The following is a 16,672-nucleotide window of genomic DNA, read 5'->3' as shown; positions in this document are numbered from 1 at the left end:
TGATTCCCGGAACCCAGTTAAAAGTGTCCTTAAATTATAAACAACAGAATATGAGTCAATTGCTGGAATTTTTCACAGAAGATTTAGGCTTGAAAATCAGGTTTGGGCGCTTGCCGTAAACGATGATGTACCTATTCTGAGAAGTGAACAATTTACAGCAGGGTTTATTTTTAAGAAAAACCGTTGGTTGATAGACATTGATTTTTATCAGGAAAAAGTAATGGGTTTAACGTCTGTTAACAGAGGTTTTCAGACAGTAAATAATGTTTTTCCGAAGGCTCCAATACCATTAAAGGAGTTGATTTTTTAGTTCAAAAAAGATGGAACCGTTACATGTCGTGGTTGAGTTATAGTTATAATAACAACGAGTTTACTTTTACGGAGATAAATGATGGAACGCCTTTCCCTTCAAATACGGCTATTACACACAGCATTTTTGGTCTCATAACTTAAAAGCAGGAAATTACGATTTTTCTTTAGAATGGAATTTCAGAAGCGGAGTCCCTTATACAAAAGCAACAGGGCTGAATGATGATAACCAAATCAATTATGAAAGAATAAATGCAAACAGTTTATTACCCTATCATAAATTAGACTTTTCGGCAACTTATTCTTTTAACTTAGATACAAATAGCCTTTGGAAAGCAAAACTGGGAATCTCATTATTAAATATATGAGACCTTTGCAAAATTGATTTGACAAAAAAGTTCGACGCCCGAAGAAAATTTTCTTCGGGTTTTACACTAAAGGCCTCAGCAATTTAACATATCTGCTGCCCGTCAGATACTTGCTGTCCGGGGGCCACAAATGACAGTGCTCCGTCAGAGGCAGCAGCCGTTAAAATCATGCCGCGGCTTTCTATACCTCGTATGTTTCTGGGTGCTAAATTAGTTAATACGATAACTTGCTGCCCTACGATATCTTCCGGGGCAAAACTTTCTGCAATTCCCGAAACAATGGTTCTCACATCAATACCTATAGCTACTTTTAGTTGAAGCAATTTTTTGGTTTTGGCTATTTTTTTTGCTTCTAAAACCGTACCTGTTCTTATATCCAGTTTGGCAAAATCATCAAATGCAATGGTCTCTTTTTGAGGTACAACATCTTTAGCGTTTTGCGCATTGGCTATTTTTGTAGCTTTTAATTTTTCTAACTGAGCCTGTATGGTTTTATCTTCAATTTTAGAAAACAACAGTGCTGCTTTTCCTATTTGATGTCCCGCGGGCAGTAACATCTCTTTTTCGGAAATATCCTCCCATTTTAAAACGGGGTTTACAGACGGTTCCATATCATTATCAGCTACATCGGAAGTAGCCATATTCAGCATCGTTTTTAACTTAGCAGAAGTAAACGGTAAAAAAGGTTCGGATAATACGGCTAAACTCACTGCAATTTGCAATGCCGTGTACATAATGGTTTGTACGCGTTGTTCGTTTTCCTTGATCACTTTCCACGGTTCTTCATCTGCCAGATATTTGTTCCCTAACCGTGCCAAATTCATAAATTCCTGACTCGCCTCCCTAAAGCGATAACGTGTTATGGATTTTGCTATGATATGAGGAAACTTTTTTAAGGAAGCCAGTGCATCTTTATCGGCTTCGGAAAAATCTCCGGGTGTTGGAATACTACCATGATAATACTTGTTAGTCAGTACTACAACCCGATTGATAAAATTCCCGAAAATAGCCACCAGTTCATTGTTATTTCTTGCCTGAAAGTCTTTCCACGTAAAATCATTGTCTTTACTCTCCGGGGCATTCGCCGTGAGTACATAGCGCAAGACATCTTGCTGCCCGGAGAAATCTTCCAAATACTCATGTAGCCAAACCGCCCAATTTTTAGAAGTGGACAATTTGCTGCCTTCCAGGTTTAAAAATTCATTTGCCGGCACATTGTCAGGCAGGATATAACCGCCATGAGCTTCTAGCATGCTCGGAAAAATAATACAATGAAATACAATATTGTCTTTCCCTATAAAATGAACTAATCGGGTTTCCGGGTTTTTCCAATAGTCTTCCCAATTCTTTCCTTCTTTTGCTGCCCACTCTTTGGTAGCAGAGATATACCCTATGGGTGCATCAAACCAAACATACAACACTTTTCCTGTGGTATTTTTAACGGGAACAGGAATTCCCCAATCCAAATCTCGGGTTACAGCTCTGGGTTTTAACCCATCTTCGATCCACGATTTTACCTGCCCGTATACATTTGGTTTCCAGTCTTTTTTATGACCTTCCAAAATCCATTGGCACAAAAATCCTTCATACTTGTCCAGAGGTAAAAACCAATGCTTTGTTTCTTTGACGGTAGGAATATTTCCGGTAATAGCCGACCTTGGGTTAATGATATCCGTTGCATTATGACTTGTTCCGCAATTTTCACACTGATCTCCATAACTTTCTTCAAAACCACACTTGGGGCAAGTGCCTGTCACAAACCTGTCTGCTAAAAATTGATGGGCTCCGGCATCATATAATTGAGCTGTTATTGCCTCTGTAAATACTTCTTTTTTACGTAGATTGACAAAAAAATCCGAAGCGGTTTGATGATGTATTGCCGAAGATGTCCTGGAATAATGATCAAAAGAAATTCCAAAATCGGCAAAAGATTGTTTAATGATCTTGTGATATTTATTTATAATATTCTGTGGGCTTACTCCTTCTTTTTTTGCGCGCATCGGTATGGCTACTCCGTGCTCGTCGCTCCCGCATATGTATGCAACCTCATTTCCTGTTAACCGTAAAAAACGAGCATAGATGTCTGCAGGAATATAAACTCCCGCCAAATGACCAATATGAATAGACCCGTTTGCATAAGGTAAGGCAGCAGTGATGGTATATCTTTTTGGCATTGAAAATTTTTAGAGGGTAAAATTAATCAATTTAAACGGTATTCGTATTTTTACAGGAAAAATGTATGTGTAGGCTTTATAATGCAGGCATTATCATATGCTTCCTGTTATTTTCCGATCTTTCTATATTGGGTCAATCGGAAAAAGATGTTACTTTTAAAACCATGAAATTTCAAACACCTCCTTACCTGAAGAAGGGTGATAGTATAGCTATTGTTGCTCCTGCGGGAGTATTAACAAACAAAAAGATGTGTATTGAAGCAGCAAAGAACACAGCCGAAAGTTGGGGCTTGCAGGTTGTTATCGGCACACATGTTTTTAAACAAAATCATCATTTTGCCGGAACAGATGAAGAGAGAACTGCTGACCTTCAAAAAGCTTTGGACAATCCGAATATAAAAGCAATCTGGATTGCCAGAGGCGGATATGGAAGTATACGCATTATAGACCGGTTGGATTTTACCACTTTTAAAAAGCATCCTAAATGGATCATCGGATATTCGGATGTTACGGTATTGCACAATCATATTAACCATTTGGGAATAGAGACCATTCATGGAATGATGCCGGTAGATTTTCGGTTTGATACTCTTGCTATCAAAAAGAGTATCGCCACCTTAAAAAAAGTGCTGTTTGGTTCGTTAGAAAAGTATAAAATTCCTCCTTCCAAATACAATAGAAAAGGAGTTGCCAAAGGGCGTTTGACAGGTGGAAATCTTACCTTACTAACAGCTATGCTAGGCTCTGAAAGTGCTATGAATACTAAAAGTGCCATTTTATTTATTGAAGAGATAGGAGAATACAAATATCATGTGGACAGGATGTTGCAAAGTCTGAAAAGAGCTGGATATTTTAGTAAATGTAATGGATTGATTGTAGGCGATATGAGCGAGATAAAAAAGAATAATCCGACATGGGGGAGTACCGTTGAAGAACTAATTTTAGAGACGGTTTCGGAATATGATTTTCCCGTATTGTTTGGGTTTCCTGCCGGACATGAGCCTGACAACAATGCTTTAATTCTTGGCCGGAATGTAAGGCTATATGTAGAAGCTGATAAACTATCTATCCTTAGCTTTGAAGAATAGAAACTCACGTAATTTTTTTTGAATTTGCTAAAAACTTCTAATTTTCGCTTAAATCCAAAAAGTTTAAATGAGTTCAGTGTTATACCATTTCTGACTTAAAAATACAGTTGAAAGTTAGAAAGTTGAAAAGTGTAAAAGTCAACATTTTAACAACTTGGAACTTTTTAACTTTAACCTGTTGTCTACGCATAATAGACAATACTATATGCCCCCAGCAATGCCCATATAGTAAGCACAGCCCAGTATAAAAACGGAGTGTCTTTCCTCGACAACGGCTCAAATAAATGAGTGCGCCCGGATCGTATATCAGAAATGATCCAGGAAGCAAAAAAAACACTCCATATCCATACCACATTAGTAGTTAAATATAGTGCAATGAGTAGTAATCCCAAAATAGCTTTCCACTTACTAGTTTGTAACATGTAAAATATGGAGTTCTTATTTTTCATAAACGAATGTTTGTTTATTGGAACAATATGAAAAAATGCACCCAAAGGGTCTGCTAAAACAGTTGTGTTTGTATCTTCATAGATAAGTTTGCCTTCATTTTTTAGGGCCTTTGCTTTGGTTTCCGAAGGATTTTTAACGCCAAAAAACACACTCCAATATTCTTTTTTACCCTTTATATCATCGCTCAATTCCTGAATGGCACCAATAGTATTATGCCTGGTATTATGGATTAAGTACCGATTGTTTTTTGTTTTTTGAAATGTCCAATTAAATATTCCTTCATAAAAAGATTTTATTTTGGAAAAATCTGAAATAAACAGCTCATTCCAAACCAATGTATGTTGCTCATTTTCATATCTGGAATTGAGAAGGGATCCTTCATAAATGGTAAATCCGGCTCCTAGAGGATCACGGATAAGCGCAATTTTACCAATAGATTGGTTTTTATCTACCAACTCTACAATGCCACCTAATGCTTTCGCTTTTTTTATCGTATCATCTATTTTTGCTACCTGTATATAAGACATCCAGAAAGATGGCATATTCAGATCTTTGAATTTTTGCGGAGTTTCATACAAACCGCTTACTTCTTTGTTTTTATATTTTGCTATAAAATAATGATCGCCCGAATGGGTATAGCTCCAATCAAAAACCTGAGTGTAGAAATAAGTAGCAGCTTTTAAATCATACGCCGATACATCAGCAAATACAAAATTATTATCTTTCATTGCTCTTGTTTAAATGTCTTTCAAAAAATATCATCTTTACCGTTGAATAGCCTAACTTTGCCGGTTCTCCGAAGTGACTATTGTCAATTCGTGATTGATATTATTATTTTTGCATCTAAATTTAGCAATTCTTTTTGTTAAATTTCTTAAAAATTAAATTTTGATACTGTTTTTTAGAGCGCTGTTTTTTATTTTTTTCTTATTTGAATTAAGATCATTAAAATTCAAGTATAAGCGTGATACATATATTTGGATTGGAATAGTTTTTGTGCTCGGAGCTCTTGGATATTTTTTCTTTTTAACATTCAAAAGAAGAATGATCCTTAAAAGAACATTTCAACCCAATTTTAATAGAGAACTCATTTAATCTTTTTGGGCTTAAGCGAAAATCAGAAGTTTAAAATGAGTTCAGAAATAGTTTATTTTCTTGACTCCGGAGTCAATAGATTTTTAAATGATCGTATTTTATACCGATTTGGCCATACTTAAAAAAGAATGGTAAACATTTTACTTTTAGAACTTTCCAACTTTGAAACTTTCCAACCGTATCGTCAATCTCTACTCCCTAATATCTGCAAACCCCAATAGAGTAACATTGCCAAAGAACCTAAAGCTGCTACCAGGTAGGTTCTCGCGGCCCATTTCAGCGCATCTTTAGACCCTGCATATTCTTGTTGCGATACGATATTCTTGTTTTTTAGCCATGCCAAGGCCCTGTTACTCGCATCGTATTCCACAGGAAGCGTAATAAAACTAAACAGTGTTGCTATCCCCATCATCACCAAACCGATAATGGCAATAGTAAAACCGATTCCGGTAGTACCCGAAGCAGCACCCAAAACCAAGCCTCCGATAACCAGCCATTGAGAAAATCTGGAAGAAATAGTAACTACGGGTACCAATTGAGAGCGCATCGTTAGCCATTCATAGGCCTGTGCATGCTGTACTGCATGCCCTACTTCGTGCGTAGCAACTGCCGCTGCGGCAGCATTGCGCTGATGATATACGGCTTCACTCAAGTTTACTGTTTTATTTCTTGGGTTGTAATGATCTGTTAGCCTTCCCGGAGTAGAAATCACTTTCACATCTCTAATGCCATGGTCTGCGAGCATTTTCTCTGCAATCTCCGCTCCGCTCATTCCATTTCGTAAATGAATTTTCGAATATGTTTTGAATTTACTTTTTAGGGTATTGCTGACTAACCAACTTGCCAATGCAATGATCCCAATGAGGATATAAAATTCCATTATCATAACTTCTATTTTAAAATTACTGTTTTAGAACTCATTTTTGTTTGATACATTTACAGCATAAACTGTTCCATTTTAGTATTTACATGTCAAAATGGCAAACAAATCTAATATTTTACTGGTATATGCGGGAGGTACCATTGGTATGGTCAAAGATGACGTGTCCGGGGCATTAAAGGCATTTAACTTTGACCGGATCTTAGAGAAAATCCCCGAACTAAAGCAAGTTCATTGTACTATTGATACGATTTCATTTGAGGAACCTATAGATTCTTCTAATATGAATATTGCGTATTATATCAAGATTGCAGAAATCATAGAACGACATTATACTTATGACGGTTTTGTTGTGTTAACAGGATCAGATACCATGTCGTATACTTCTTCTGCTATTAGTTTTATGTTAGAGCACTTAACAAAGCCTGTGATATTTACAGGTTCTCAATTGCCCATAGGAGATTTAAGGACCGATGCAAAAGAAAACCTGATTACTTCCATTGAAATTGCTGCTGCCCAAAAAAACGGACGCCCGATACTAAACGAAGTGTGTTTGTATTTTGAATATAAGTTATACCGGGCCAACAGAACTTCAAAAATCAATGCAGAGCAATTCAGTGCTTTTTCCTCGCCCAATTATCCCGAATTGGCCAGAAGTGGAGTGCATCTGACATTCAATGAAGAATACCTGTTAAAAGTGCATGATCTTAGCCGCAACTTAATAGTTAGAAAGCAATTAGACACTCATATAGCCATACTTAAAATTTTTCCCGGAATTACAGAACAAGTCGTCTCCGGTATTTTAACGATTCAAAATTTAAAAGGTGTTGTTTTAGAATCCTACGGAGCCGGCAATGCCCCAACCTGCAATTGGTTCATTGATGCTCTGGAAAGTGCAATAAAAAATGGCATACATATTGTAAATGTAACACAATGTAACGGAGGAAGTGTGTTGATGGGACACTATGAAACAAGTACGGCATTAAAAAGAATCGGGGTAATAGATGGTAAAGATATCACAACAGAATCCGCCGTAGCAAAACTAATGTACTTGTTAGGGGAATCATTGAGTAAAAACGGTTTTCACAAGTATTTCACAACTTCTCTAAGAGGAGAAATATCTGAAAATTAAAGAGTTATATTTTGATAAAGCAAACAAGTTAAAAATAATTGGAAGCTAAGGTGTAGTACGGTTTTTACCAATGCGATTAAAAATACCTTATTTTTTGTTTTACAGGCTCAACATTTTTTTGTTACTTGCCGTTCTTAATTAAAGAACGGAGCCTGTTGCTGTTAAAATGATATTCGGCAAAGGCTATTTTTTAATTTATGTAGTAAAATATTATATTTAACCTGTTAACTATTAAAAATTAATTATAACAAAGATGAAAAAAGTAGTAAATATCCTAACCGTAACAGGGTGTATGTTTTTTGGAGCTGTTCAATCCACTTTTGCGCAAGAGACTGAAGCAACCAAAACGTTTCACCAAGAATTAAAACAACGTTTTATAGAGGGTGATCCGCGTTTTATGGGCATTGTATTATTAGCTCTTATACTAGGCCTGGCGATTGCTATAGAAAGAATTATTTACTTAAACATGGCTACTACGAATACGAATAAACTGGTAGCAGATGTAGATAATGCATTAAGCTCCGGTGGTGTAGAGGCCGCAAAAGAGGTTTGCAGAAATACAAAAGGTCCTGTGGCGTCTATTTTTTATCAGGGCCTGGACAGAGTAGATGAAGGTATTGAGACGGCAGAAAAAGCAGTGGTAGGCTACGGAGGCGTACAGATGGGGTTATTGGAGAAAAACATTTCCTGGTTATCATTATTTATTGCGCTGGCACCCATGCTTGGATTCATGGGAACCGTAATTGGTATGATTGATGCTTTTGATAAAATTGCAGTAGCAAATGATATTTCTCCGGGATTAGTAGCAGGAGGAATTAAAATAGCTTTATTAACTACGGTATTTGGTTTGATTGTGGCCATCATATTACAGATTTTCTACAATTATATCGTATCAAAAATAGACAGCATTGTAAATAATATGGAAGATGCGTCTATCAAACTGGTTGATTTATTGGTTAAATACAAAAAATAAACAGGGTTATGAACAATAAATTATCTAAAATATTAACCATAGGCATTGCCGTCATTGCTGTTATAGGAGTTATCTTATTTTTTGTAGTTGCTTCGGTGGATGAAGGAGATCTGGAGGCTCTTAATTCGGCAACTTCTCCACTGATAACTTTTTCAACACTGTTAATTTATCTTACGGTCGGTGTTACATTGGTACTATCAATAATGGGTATCATTAAAAACCCTGAAAGTTTAAAGAAAACATTACTGAGTATAGGTGTGTTAGCTGTTTTGTTAGGAATCGCTTACCTATTAGCAGATAGCAATGCCGTATTGGATACACAGGGAGAGGTACTAAAAGGAGGCGAAGCAGGCACTGCTTCTAACCAGTGGGCAGGCTCGCTTATTTGGTATAGCATCGTTTTAGGATGTATAGGAGGTCTTTTCTTTATATATGACCTGTTAAAAGGATTAATCAAATCATAAAATAGTATGGCAAGAAGAGAAAATCCGGAAATTAATGCAGGGTCTATGGCAGATATTGCCTTCCTCTTATTGATTTTTTTCCTGGTAACCACAACGGTAAACGTAGATTCGGGAATCTCTAAAAAGTTAGCAGAAAAGCCACCACCCGATTATATCCCGCCGATTATCAAGGAGAGAAACATTTTTGAAGTGAATATTAATTTTAGAAATGAACTTCAGGTAGAGGGTGAGCGTATGAATATTAAAGATCTCAAAGAGGCTGCTATTGCTTTTATTGATAATGGGGGAGGTCTTGGGAAACCAAATGAAGACGGTACGCCGGGATTACCCTGTGACTATTGTAAAGGGGAAAGAAACGAATCATCTTCGGACCACCCTAACAAAGCGGTTATTTCCGTACAAAGCGATCGCAGTACGAACTATGAAACTTATCTTGCAGTACAGGATGAGTTGCTAAAAGCCTATCGGGTTTTAAGAAATCGACTATGTCAAGAGAGATACGAGATGTCTTTTACGGAATTAGAAGCGCTTTATAAAAAAAGTAATAGAAAAGATGAGGATTTACGGAAAAAGATTGACGATATTAAAACGAGTTACCCTCAAATTGTATCGGATGCGGAGCCTACCTCGGCAAATTAATATTTAAACAAAAAACAATATGTCAAAATTTAGAAAAAAGAAAAAAGGGATGCCGGCGGTAAATACGGCTGCATTGCCTGATATTGTATTTATGTTGCTGTTTTTCTTTATGGTGACCACCACTCCGAGAGATACTTCTTTACAGATTGAAACTCCGAGACTACCCAGTGCTGTCGAAGTAAAAAAACTGGAGCACAAAAGCCTGGTAAGCACCATATATGTGGGTAAAGCCAAAGATTCCAAGTATGGTGTCGGGTATAACAGAATACAATTGAATGATAAGATTGCAACAGCTGACGATGTTCCGGCATTTATATTAAACGCCAGAGAAGGAGTTCCGGAAAATCAGGTTCCTTTTATGACCACTTCCATAAAGGCAGATAAAGAATCAAGTGTAGGAACCATTACGGATATCCGTTTAAAACTAAGAGATGTAAATGCACTGAAAGTGAGCTACTCTGCTGCTCAGTCTGCAACGGAATAAGTTTACTTACGGTGATATGGAAAATACAAAAGGTAACTTAAAAGTTGCCTTTTTTTCTGAAATATATATTGTAGTTGGAAAGTTGAAAGTGTAAGAACGGACAACTAACTGTAAATTCCTGAAAAATAGTATTCTTTTTTTAAATGAGTTCATAAGACGATCGTGAAAAAGTTATTTACAATTCTGTTTTTACTTTTTGTAATATCTGCTTTTGGGCAGAGAGATTCTTTACGGTTAGGAGAAAAATATGCTGATGACCAGCTATATATCGGGCTTACCTACAATCAATTTTTCAATCAACCTGCTCAAATAGGGGGTACAGGGTTTTCATACGGGTTTTTCGGCGGGTTTATAAAAGATATTCCGGTAACCGGAAAAGGAAATATCTCTGTTGGAATAGGAGTTGGGTATGGTTTTGACACGTTTAATCATGGGTTAAAAGTATCGGAAACAAATACCGGTTTTGACTTTTCTGTTGACAATACTATTACTGCTAACAAACTTTCCATTCATACGATAGAATTCCCTTTGGAGTTAAGATGGAGAACCTCTACCGCTAAAAAATATAAGTTCTGGAGGATTTATACAGGTATTAAAATAGGGTATAATCTTTCTAATACGTTTACTTATAAAAGCGGGTCAAATACTTTTAAATTCAATAATATTCCTAATTTTCGTTCCTGGCAATACGGTATAACCACCTCCATAGGCTACGATGCGTTTAATGCACATGTCTATTACGGATTGACTTCCATATTTGAAAACGCCTTCATACAAAATGCTCCTATTAATACAAAAATTTTGAAAATAGGATTGATGTTTTATATTTTGTAGATTCGTAATTTATATAATTTGAACTATAAAAACCCACCTACTAAAAACTGGGATATCATTCCGATAAAAAACCCCAGGTAAACTTCTGTCGGAGTATGTGCTTTCAGATGTAATCTGGCACTTGCCAGAAGTCCTGATAGTACTATCATAATCATCAGTACCGGAAGCAAGTTTAAGTTGTACATCCCTATTAACACCAGAAAAAAACCCAATGCGTTCCCCATGGATACCAAATGAATACTGACTTTTAGTTTGATAATAAATAAAAAATACAACCATACCAAACTAAATGAAGTGCCATAAAACAGCACGGCGAAGTCTCTAATTAAAGAAATTCCCAATAACGATTTCCCTAAGCAATAAAAAACGACCATCATTAAAAACAGTGGAATCTTTCTTTCTCTGATAGTGTGTAACCCAAAACTTTCTATCAGACCTATCCCCTTTAACACCAGTAACATAAAGATCGGTATTATATAGGTAGCTCCGAAAACCAAAGCCAGTATAAAAAAATGCTGTTCTTTTGTAAGCGCATGCGGAACAAAAATAAAATATAAGATGATTCCAACAGTTGGAGTTACTATCGGGTGCAAAAGAGTAGATATAAATTTGTGAAACCTCATTAGATTTCTTTTCTTAACCTGGCAACGGGAATGTCTAATTGTTCTCTGTACTTAGCAACCGTTCTTCGGGCAATGGGATACCCTTTTTCTTTTAACATAACGGAGAGTTTATCATCGGTCAGCGGTTTCTTTTTGTTTTCTTCGCTAATAACCGTTTCTAAATTTTTTTTAATCTCTCTGGTTGATACATCTTCTCCCTGGTCATTTTTCATAGATTCGGAAAAAAATTCTTTAATGAGCTTTGTTCCGTAAGGAGTAGAAACATATTTACTGTTTGCCACACGAGATACCGTAGACACATCCATCTGAATCTGATCTGCAATATCTTTTAAGATCATTGGTTTCAATTTGCGTTCATCCCCCGTCAGAAAATAATCGTACTGATAATGCATGATGCAGTTCATGGTAACTAGCAATGTTTCTTGTCTTTGCTTAATGGCATCGATAAACCACTTGGCCGCATCTAATTTTTGCTTGATAAAAAATATAGCGTCTTTTTGTGATTTGCTCTTCGTCGAAGATTCCTGGTAACTCTTTAACATATTGTTGTATTCTCTGGAAATATGTAATTCCGGAGCATTTCTTGCATTTAAAGAGAGGTTTAATTCACCATCCAAAATCCGAATCGTAAAATCAGGGACTATCTGCTCGGCAATTTTATCATTTCCGGCATAAGAACTTCCGGGCTTGGGGTTCAGTTTTGCAATCTCCTGGTTTACTTCTTTTAACTGTTCTTCGGTAATCGCAAATTTCTCCGTTAATTTTGTATAGTGTTTTTTTACAAAATGATCAAAAGCCTGCTCTAAAATGGCTATGGAAAGTTTTCGTATAGCGGTTTCTTCTTTTGCTTTTAATTGAATGATCAAACACTCTTTTAAATCTCTCGCTCCCACACCAATCGGGTCTAAAGCATGAACCACCTCCGTAAGCACAAAAGATACTTTTTCTTCAGTAGTAAACGCGTTTTGCGTAAAAGCCAAATCATCTACCAAGTCTAATAGCTCTCTCCTGATATAGCCGCTGTCATCTATACTTCCTACTAAAAATTCGGCAATAATTCTTTCTTCTTCGTCAATTCTAAAGGTGTTTAACTGATTTTTTAAATATTGATGAAATGTAGTTCCGGCAGCATAAGGCGTGTGCTTATCTTCATCGTCAGAGGAATAGTTATTTGCCTGGGTTTTGTAGTTTGGAATTTCATCATCACTTAAGTATTCGTCAATATTGATATCATCCGCATCAATTGTATCATTGCCGTCATCATCATATTCATAGTCATTCCCCAAGTCATCTTCTGTAGAGCCGGATTCTTTTCCGGTATCTAGTGCAGGGTTTTCTTCAATTTCCTGTTTTAATCGTTCTTCAAATGCCTGTATAGGCAATTGAATTAACTTCATCAACTGGATTTGCTGAGGAGATAATTTTTGAAGCAGTTTGTATTGTAAACTTTGTTTTAGCATACGCCATTAAAGATACAAAAAACGAAGATTAAAATGCTGCATTTTGCGGAGTTCTGGGAAAAGGAATGACGTCTCTGATATTGCTCATTCCGGTAGCAAACTGAACCAGTCTTTCAAAACCCAGTCCAAAACCGGAATGTACCGCCGTTCCAAATTTTCTCAAATCCAAATACCACCAAAGTTCTTTTTCGTCAATCCCCATCGTTTTGATTTTGTCAAGCAATACCTCATAACGCTCTTCTCGCTGGCTGCCACCGACAATTTCCCCGATTCCCGGGAACAGTACATCCATAGCTCTTACGGTTTTTCCGTCGTCATTTAATCGCATGTAAAATGCTTTAATATTTGCAGGGTAATCAAACAATATCACCGGACATTTAAAGTGTTTTTCTACCAAATATCTTTCGTGTTCCGATTGCAAATCTGCTCCCCATTCATGAATAGGAAACTGAAATTTCTTTTTCTTATTTGGTTTTGAATTTTTTAGGATATCAATAGCTTCCGTATAGCTTACTCTCTTAAAGTTGTTATCCGCTACAAAATGAAGCTTTTCTATCAAACTCATTTCACTTCTCTCTGCTTGTGGCTTTGATTTTTCTTCTTGTGTCAGCCGCTGGTCTAAAAATTCCAGATCATCTTTGCAATGTGCTAAAACATACGCTAAAACCGATTTTATAAAATCTTCTGACAAATCCATATTGCCATCCAAATCGCAGAAAGCAACTTCCGGTTCAATCATCCAAAACTCTGCTAAGTGGCGTGTGGTATTTGAGTTTTCTGCTCTGAAAGTAGGGCCAAATGTATATACTTTTCCCAATGCCATAGCAAAAGTTTCGGCTTCCAACTGGCCCGATACGGTTAAATTCGTTTCTTTACCAAAAAAATCCTGAGTATAATCAACCTCTCCTTTTTCGTTTAAAGGGGCCTTATTAGGTTCAAAAGTAGTTACGCGAAACATTTCTCCGGAGCCTTCCGCATCAGATCCTGTAATAATGGGTGTGTGTACATAATTAAACCCGTTTTCCTGAAAATAGGTATGAATAGCAAAAGAGAGCACAGAACGAACCCTCATTACAGCACCAAATGTATTAGTTCTTACCCGTAAATGCGCATGTTCTCTTAAAAACTCGAAACTGTGTTTTTTAGGCTGAATAGGATATTCATCAGGGTTCGAATCTCCTGTGATTTCCAATTCGGAAACCATTATTTCTACAGCCTGACCTCTTCCCCGACTCTCTGTTAAAGTACCTTTAATAGTTACGGCAGCTCCGGTTGTAATTCTTTTTAACAGGTTTTCATCCGTATTTTCAAAATCCACAACACATTGAATATTTTTAATGGTAGAACCATCGTTTAAAGCAATAAACCGATTACTTCTAAATGTCCTGACCCAACCCTTTACCTGTACTTCCTGTAAAAACTTATCCGATGCTACTAATTCGGCAACGCTACTTACTATCATATTTATTAATCCTACTAATGTTATTTATAGGCATAGAAAGGGCAAAGATACTTTTTTAGCTGAAAATGGACAATGACTACCAGTATCAAAAAATGAACCTTTTCCATCGTAAATAGTACTTTTTTTACTTATGTATAAATCTGGGCTTGGATTACCACCATAATACAAATGACCCAGAAACCAATTTTGATTCCCATCTTCTCCAAAAGAAATGGTAGCAGCATCTTTCCCTTCTTTCCCTCTAAAAGTTTTAAAATGTTTAGTACATGGCAAAAAATACAATTCGTTGATTATCAACAACTTAAATGTTAAAATATTAATTTAAAGCATTGATATTCAGTATATTGGAAGAATAAAATCACTCATTTTTCTAATGAAGAAAACCAATGCTTCCGTCAAAAGTAACGAATTAAATTCAATTTTAAAGTAGCACTGCCGCATAAGAACAAAACCATTAAAACGTGCCATTTGTTCAACGTCTACAGGGGTAACGAATTTATTCATTATCCTATGGCTATTTCGGAGTGACCATGCCACTGATTTCGGTCAAACAGTGCCACTCATAGAAGTATTGCAATAATAGTTAAAATTTAGTTTTTATCATTTTGTAAAATGGTTTTTCTCATTGATTCACCTTCGAGCATTATTCTATGTGATGAGTTGACGATACGGTCTAAAATGGCATCAGCAATAGTACCTTCTCCTATAGTTTCATACCAAGCTGACACAGGTATTTGTGATGCTATTATAGTTGATGATTTTCCATGTCTGTCATCTATAATATCCATTAACGCCTCACGAGCATGATTATCAAAACTCTGAAGCCCAAAATCATCAAGTATTAAAAGTTCAACTTTTAAGATTCTATTAAGTTCTCTGAGGTAGGTTCCATCAATTTTACAAAGTTTTAGTCTTTTAAACATTCTGGCAGTATTTTGATACAGTGTTTTATGTTGTAACATACAGCTTTGGTGTCCCAAAGCTTGTGCGATATAGCTTTTACCTACGCCAGATGCACCTGTGGATATGCAACAAAAAATGGTACAAAAAGTTAAGCTACATTTTTGATTTGATATAATTTTTCAAATTCGATGATATTTTTGTAACCAAGAGCAGAATGTCTTCTGTATCTGTTGTACCAAGTTTCTATGTATTCAAAGACTTTAATTTGAAGACTTTTGTTGGATATAAACTTATTGTCTATCATTAGTTCTGTTTTGATTGTTTTAAAAAAAGATTCAGCTACTGCATTATCCCAACAGTTTCCTTTTCTACTCATACTGGGTGTTACATGATAACTTTTAAGGATATTAACAAACGCATGAGATGCGTATTGTACACCTCGATCAGAATGAAAAATCATACCTTCACAAGGCATTCTGTTGTTTACAGCCATTCTCCATGCAGCAATGATAGTTTGTCTTGCTTTGAGTCCATTGCTCAAAGACCAACCAATGACTTTACGATCAAACAGGTCAATAATTACCGTTAAGTACAGCCATCCTTGTGCAGTCTTTAAATAGGTAATATCAGAAACCCATTTCTGTGCAGCAGCGGTAGCTTTAAAATCTCTATCCAATACATTATCAGCTACTGGATATTGATGCTTAGAATCTGTCGTGACAACAAATTTCTTTTTACGAACTGCTTTAATCCCGTGTTTTTTCATCAATCGTGCTACCCTAGACCTAGATACTTTAAACCCTTTAGCTTTGAGTTCCTCTGTAATTCTAGGACTTCCATAAGTAGATTTACTTCGCTCACAGATACGGTGAATCTCAGAGAGTAGCATACGATTTTTTCCATCTCTATCTGATGGAACATAATTCTTACTCCTGTAATAACTGTTTCTACTAATTTTAAAAATTTTACACATCTTCCCAACCGGATATTCTCTACTGTAATCTTTGATAAATTTCAATACTTCCGATCGCTCTTGGAGAAGATGCTCACGGCCTTTTTTAAGATATCCCGCTCCATGGTAACATCCTTGAGCTGTTTACGTAATCGCTCTAACTCTTTCTGATCTTCTGTGAGTTGTTTGACGCCATTACCGCTAAAAGCTAAATCAGGACGCTGTTCTAATTCTCTACGCCATCTGTAAATAAGATCTGCACTGATTCCCAATTCCATGGCAATCTGCTTTGTGTTACCTCGTACATTGCTTAATTCTACTGCTTTAATTTTAAACTCTTTACTGTATTTTCTTCGTTTCATATGGTTAAGTTATTTTAGAT

The 16,672-nt window shown here is 36.3% G+C and carries 15 protein-coding genes and 1 pseudogene; 7 read left to right on the top strand and 9 right to left on the bottom strand.

The features are described 5' to 3' along the window. Positions 1 to 760: 760 nt before the first annotated feature. Complete coding sequence (gene metG / locus GKR88_00195) at positions 761 to 2,851, bottom strand: methionine--tRNA ligase (GenBank protein ID QMU62842.1); 2,091 nt, start codon at positions 2,849 to 2,851, stop codon at positions 761 to 763. A 164-nt stretch (positions 2,852 to 3,015) separates the two neighbouring features. Here metG and GKR88_00190 point away from each other — a divergent pair, with 164 nt between their 5' ends. Continuing rightward, positions 3,016 to 3,939: an LD-carboxypeptidase gene (locus tag GKR88_00190; GenBank protein QMU66596.1), complete on the top strand. Its 924-nt coding sequence runs from the start codon at positions 3,016 to 3,018 to the stop codon at positions 3,937 to 3,939. 182 nt (positions 3,940 to 4,121) lie between these two features. On the opposite strand, the gene GKR88_00185 is transcribed toward GKR88_00190, so the two are convergent. Then, on the bottom strand, positions 4,122 to 5,117 hold the full coding sequence (locus tag GKR88_00185) for a hypothetical protein (GenBank protein ID QMU62841.1): 996 nt from the start codon (positions 5,115 to 5,117) through the stop codon (positions 4,122 to 4,124). 551 nt (positions 5,118 to 5,668) lie between these two features. Next, positions 5,669 to 6,367, bottom strand: coding sequence for a hypothetical protein (locus tag GKR88_00180; GenBank protein QMU66595.1), 699 nt, complete (start codon positions 6,365 to 6,367; stop codon positions 5,669 to 5,671). Positions 6,368 to 6,461: 94 nt separating this feature from the next. Between GKR88_00180 and GKR88_00175 the strand changes: the two genes are divergently transcribed. The 6 genes from GKR88_00175 (at position 6,462) to GKR88_00150 (ending at position 10,890) form a co-directional block, all read left to right on the top strand. Next, complete coding sequence (locus tag GKR88_00175; protein QMU62840.1) at positions 6,462 to 7,496, top strand: type I asparaginase; 1,035 nt, start codon at positions 6,462 to 6,464, stop codon at positions 7,494 to 7,496. A 253-nt stretch (positions 7,497 to 7,749) separates the two neighbouring features. After that, positions 7,750 to 8,469 carry a MotA/TolQ/ExbB proton channel family protein gene (locus GKR88_00170; GenBank protein QMU62839.1) on the top strand — a complete coding sequence of 240 codons (720 nt, stop codon included), beginning with the start codon at positions 7,750 to 7,752 and terminating at the stop codon, positions 8,467 to 8,469. An 8-nt stretch (positions 8,470 to 8,477) separates the two neighbouring features. Beyond that, positions 8,478 to 8,933 carry a hypothetical protein gene (locus GKR88_00165; protein ID QMU62838.1) on the top strand — a complete coding sequence of 152 codons (456 nt, stop codon included), beginning with the start codon at positions 8,478 to 8,480 and terminating at the stop codon, positions 8,931 to 8,933. A gap of 6 nt (positions 8,934 to 8,939) precedes the next feature. Continuing rightward, positions 8,940 to 9,572 (top strand): biopolymer transporter ExbD, encoded by a 633-nt coding sequence (locus tag GKR88_00160; protein QMU62837.1) that lies wholly within the window; start codon positions 8,940 to 8,942, stop codon positions 9,570 to 9,572. 19 nt (positions 9,573 to 9,591) lie between these two features. Continuing rightward, the gene (locus tag GKR88_00155; protein QMU62836.1) at positions 9,592 to 10,056 is read left to right on the top strand and encodes a biopolymer transporter ExbD; all 465 of its coding nucleotides are present in this window, start codon (positions 9,592 to 9,594) and stop codon (positions 10,054 to 10,056) included. Positions 10,057 to 10,215: 159 nt separating this feature from the next. Next, positions 10,216 to 10,890 carry an outer membrane beta-barrel protein gene (locus GKR88_00150; protein QMU62835.1) on the top strand — a complete coding sequence of 225 codons (675 nt, stop codon included), beginning with the start codon at positions 10,216 to 10,218 and terminating at the stop codon, positions 10,888 to 10,890. Positions 10,891 to 10,913: 23 nt separating this feature from the next. Here the strand turns inward: GKR88_00150 and GKR88_00145 are convergent, their stop codons facing one another. From GKR88_00145 to GKR88_00120, 6 genes and pseudogenes are all read right to left on the bottom strand, one after another. Then, the gene (locus tag GKR88_00145; protein QMU62834.1) at positions 10,914 to 11,513 is read right to left on the bottom strand and encodes a hypothetical protein; all 600 of its coding nucleotides are present in this window, start codon (positions 11,511 to 11,513) and stop codon (positions 10,914 to 10,916) included. After that, positions 11,513 to 12,973, bottom strand: a complete 1,461-nt coding sequence (gene rpoN, locus GKR88_00140; GenBank protein ID QMU62833.1) for an RNA polymerase factor sigma-54 — start codon at positions 12,971 to 12,973, stop codon at positions 11,513 to 11,515. The genes GKR88_00145 and rpoN overlap by 1 nt, the downstream gene beginning before the upstream one ends. A 28-nt stretch (positions 12,974 to 13,001) precedes the next feature. Continuing rightward, on the bottom strand, positions 13,002 to 14,435 hold the full coding sequence (gene asnS, locus GKR88_00135; GenBank protein ID QMU62832.1) for an asparagine--tRNA ligase: 1,434 nt from the start codon (positions 14,433 to 14,435) through the stop codon (positions 13,002 to 13,004). A 24-nt stretch (positions 14,436 to 14,459) separates the two neighbouring features. Then, positions 14,460 to 14,708 (bottom strand): hypothetical protein, encoded by a 249-nt coding sequence (locus GKR88_00130; GenBank protein QMU62831.1) that lies wholly within the window; start codon positions 14,706 to 14,708, stop codon positions 14,460 to 14,462. Positions 14,709 to 15,025: 317 nt separating this feature from the next. Next, positions 15,026 to 15,463 (bottom strand): annotated as a pseudogene (locus tag GKR88_00125) (ATP-binding protein). Positions 15,464 to 15,486: 23 nt separating this feature from the next. After that, a protein-coding gene (locus GKR88_00120; GenBank protein ID QMU62830.1) for an IS3 family transposase occupies positions 15,487 to 16,652 on the bottom strand; the annotation gives its coding sequence in 2 pieces (ribosomal slippage) (positions 15,487 to 16,403 and positions 16,403 to 16,652; 1,167 coding nt in all). Between the last annotated feature and the right edge of the window lie 20 nt (positions 16,653 to 16,672).

The sequence above is a fragment of the Flavobacteriaceae bacterium genome (assembly GCA_014075215.1).
Taxonomy (GTDB): domain Bacteria; phylum Bacteroidota; class Bacteroidia; order Flavobacteriales; family Flavobacteriaceae; genus Polaribacter.
The sequence above is the reverse complement of the archived record's forward strand: the minus strand, read 5'-3'. Positions and strand labels throughout refer to the sequence as shown.

Bases quoted from the DNA above. Each gene is read 5' to 3' on its own strand.
- GKR88_00165 (QMU62838.1), top strand. From the start codon at position 8,478: ATGAACAATAAATTATCTAAAATATTAACCATAGGCATTGCCGTCATT.
- GKR88_00155 (QMU62836.1), top strand. From the start codon at position 9,592: ATGTCAAAATTTAGAAAAAAGAAAAAAGGGATGCCGGCGGTAAATACG.
- GKR88_00160 (QMU62837.1), top strand. From the start codon at position 8,940: ATGGCAAGAAGAGAAAATCCGGAAATTAATGCAGGGTCTATGGCAGAT.
- GKR88_00175 (QMU62840.1), top strand. From the start codon at position 6,462: ATGGCAAACAAATCTAATATTTTACTGGTATATGCGGGAGGTACCATT.
- GKR88_00145 (QMU62834.1), bottom strand. From the start codon at position 11,513: ATGAGGTTTCACAAATTTATATCTACTCTTTTGCACCCGATAGTAACT.
- rpoN (QMU62833.1), bottom strand. From the start codon at position 12,973: ATGCTAAAACAAAGTTTACAATACAAACTGCTTCAAAAATTATCTCCT.
- metG (QMU62842.1), bottom strand. From the start codon at position 2,851: ATGCCAAAAAGATATACCATCACTGCTGCCTTACCTTATGCAAACGGG.
- GKR88_00190 (QMU66596.1), top strand. From the start codon at position 3,016: ATGAAATTTCAAACACCTCCTTACCTGAAGAAGGGTGATAGTATAGCT.
- GKR88_00185 (QMU62841.1), bottom strand. From the start codon at position 5,117: ATGAAAGATAATAATTTTGTATTTGCTGATGTATCGGCGTATGATTTA.
- GKR88_00170 (QMU62839.1), top strand. From the start codon at position 7,750: ATGAAAAAAGTAGTAAATATCCTAACCGTAACAGGGTGTATGTTTTTT.
- asnS (QMU62832.1), bottom strand. From the start codon at position 14,435: ATGATAGTAAGTAGCGTTGCCGAATTAGTAGCATCGGATAAGTTTTTA.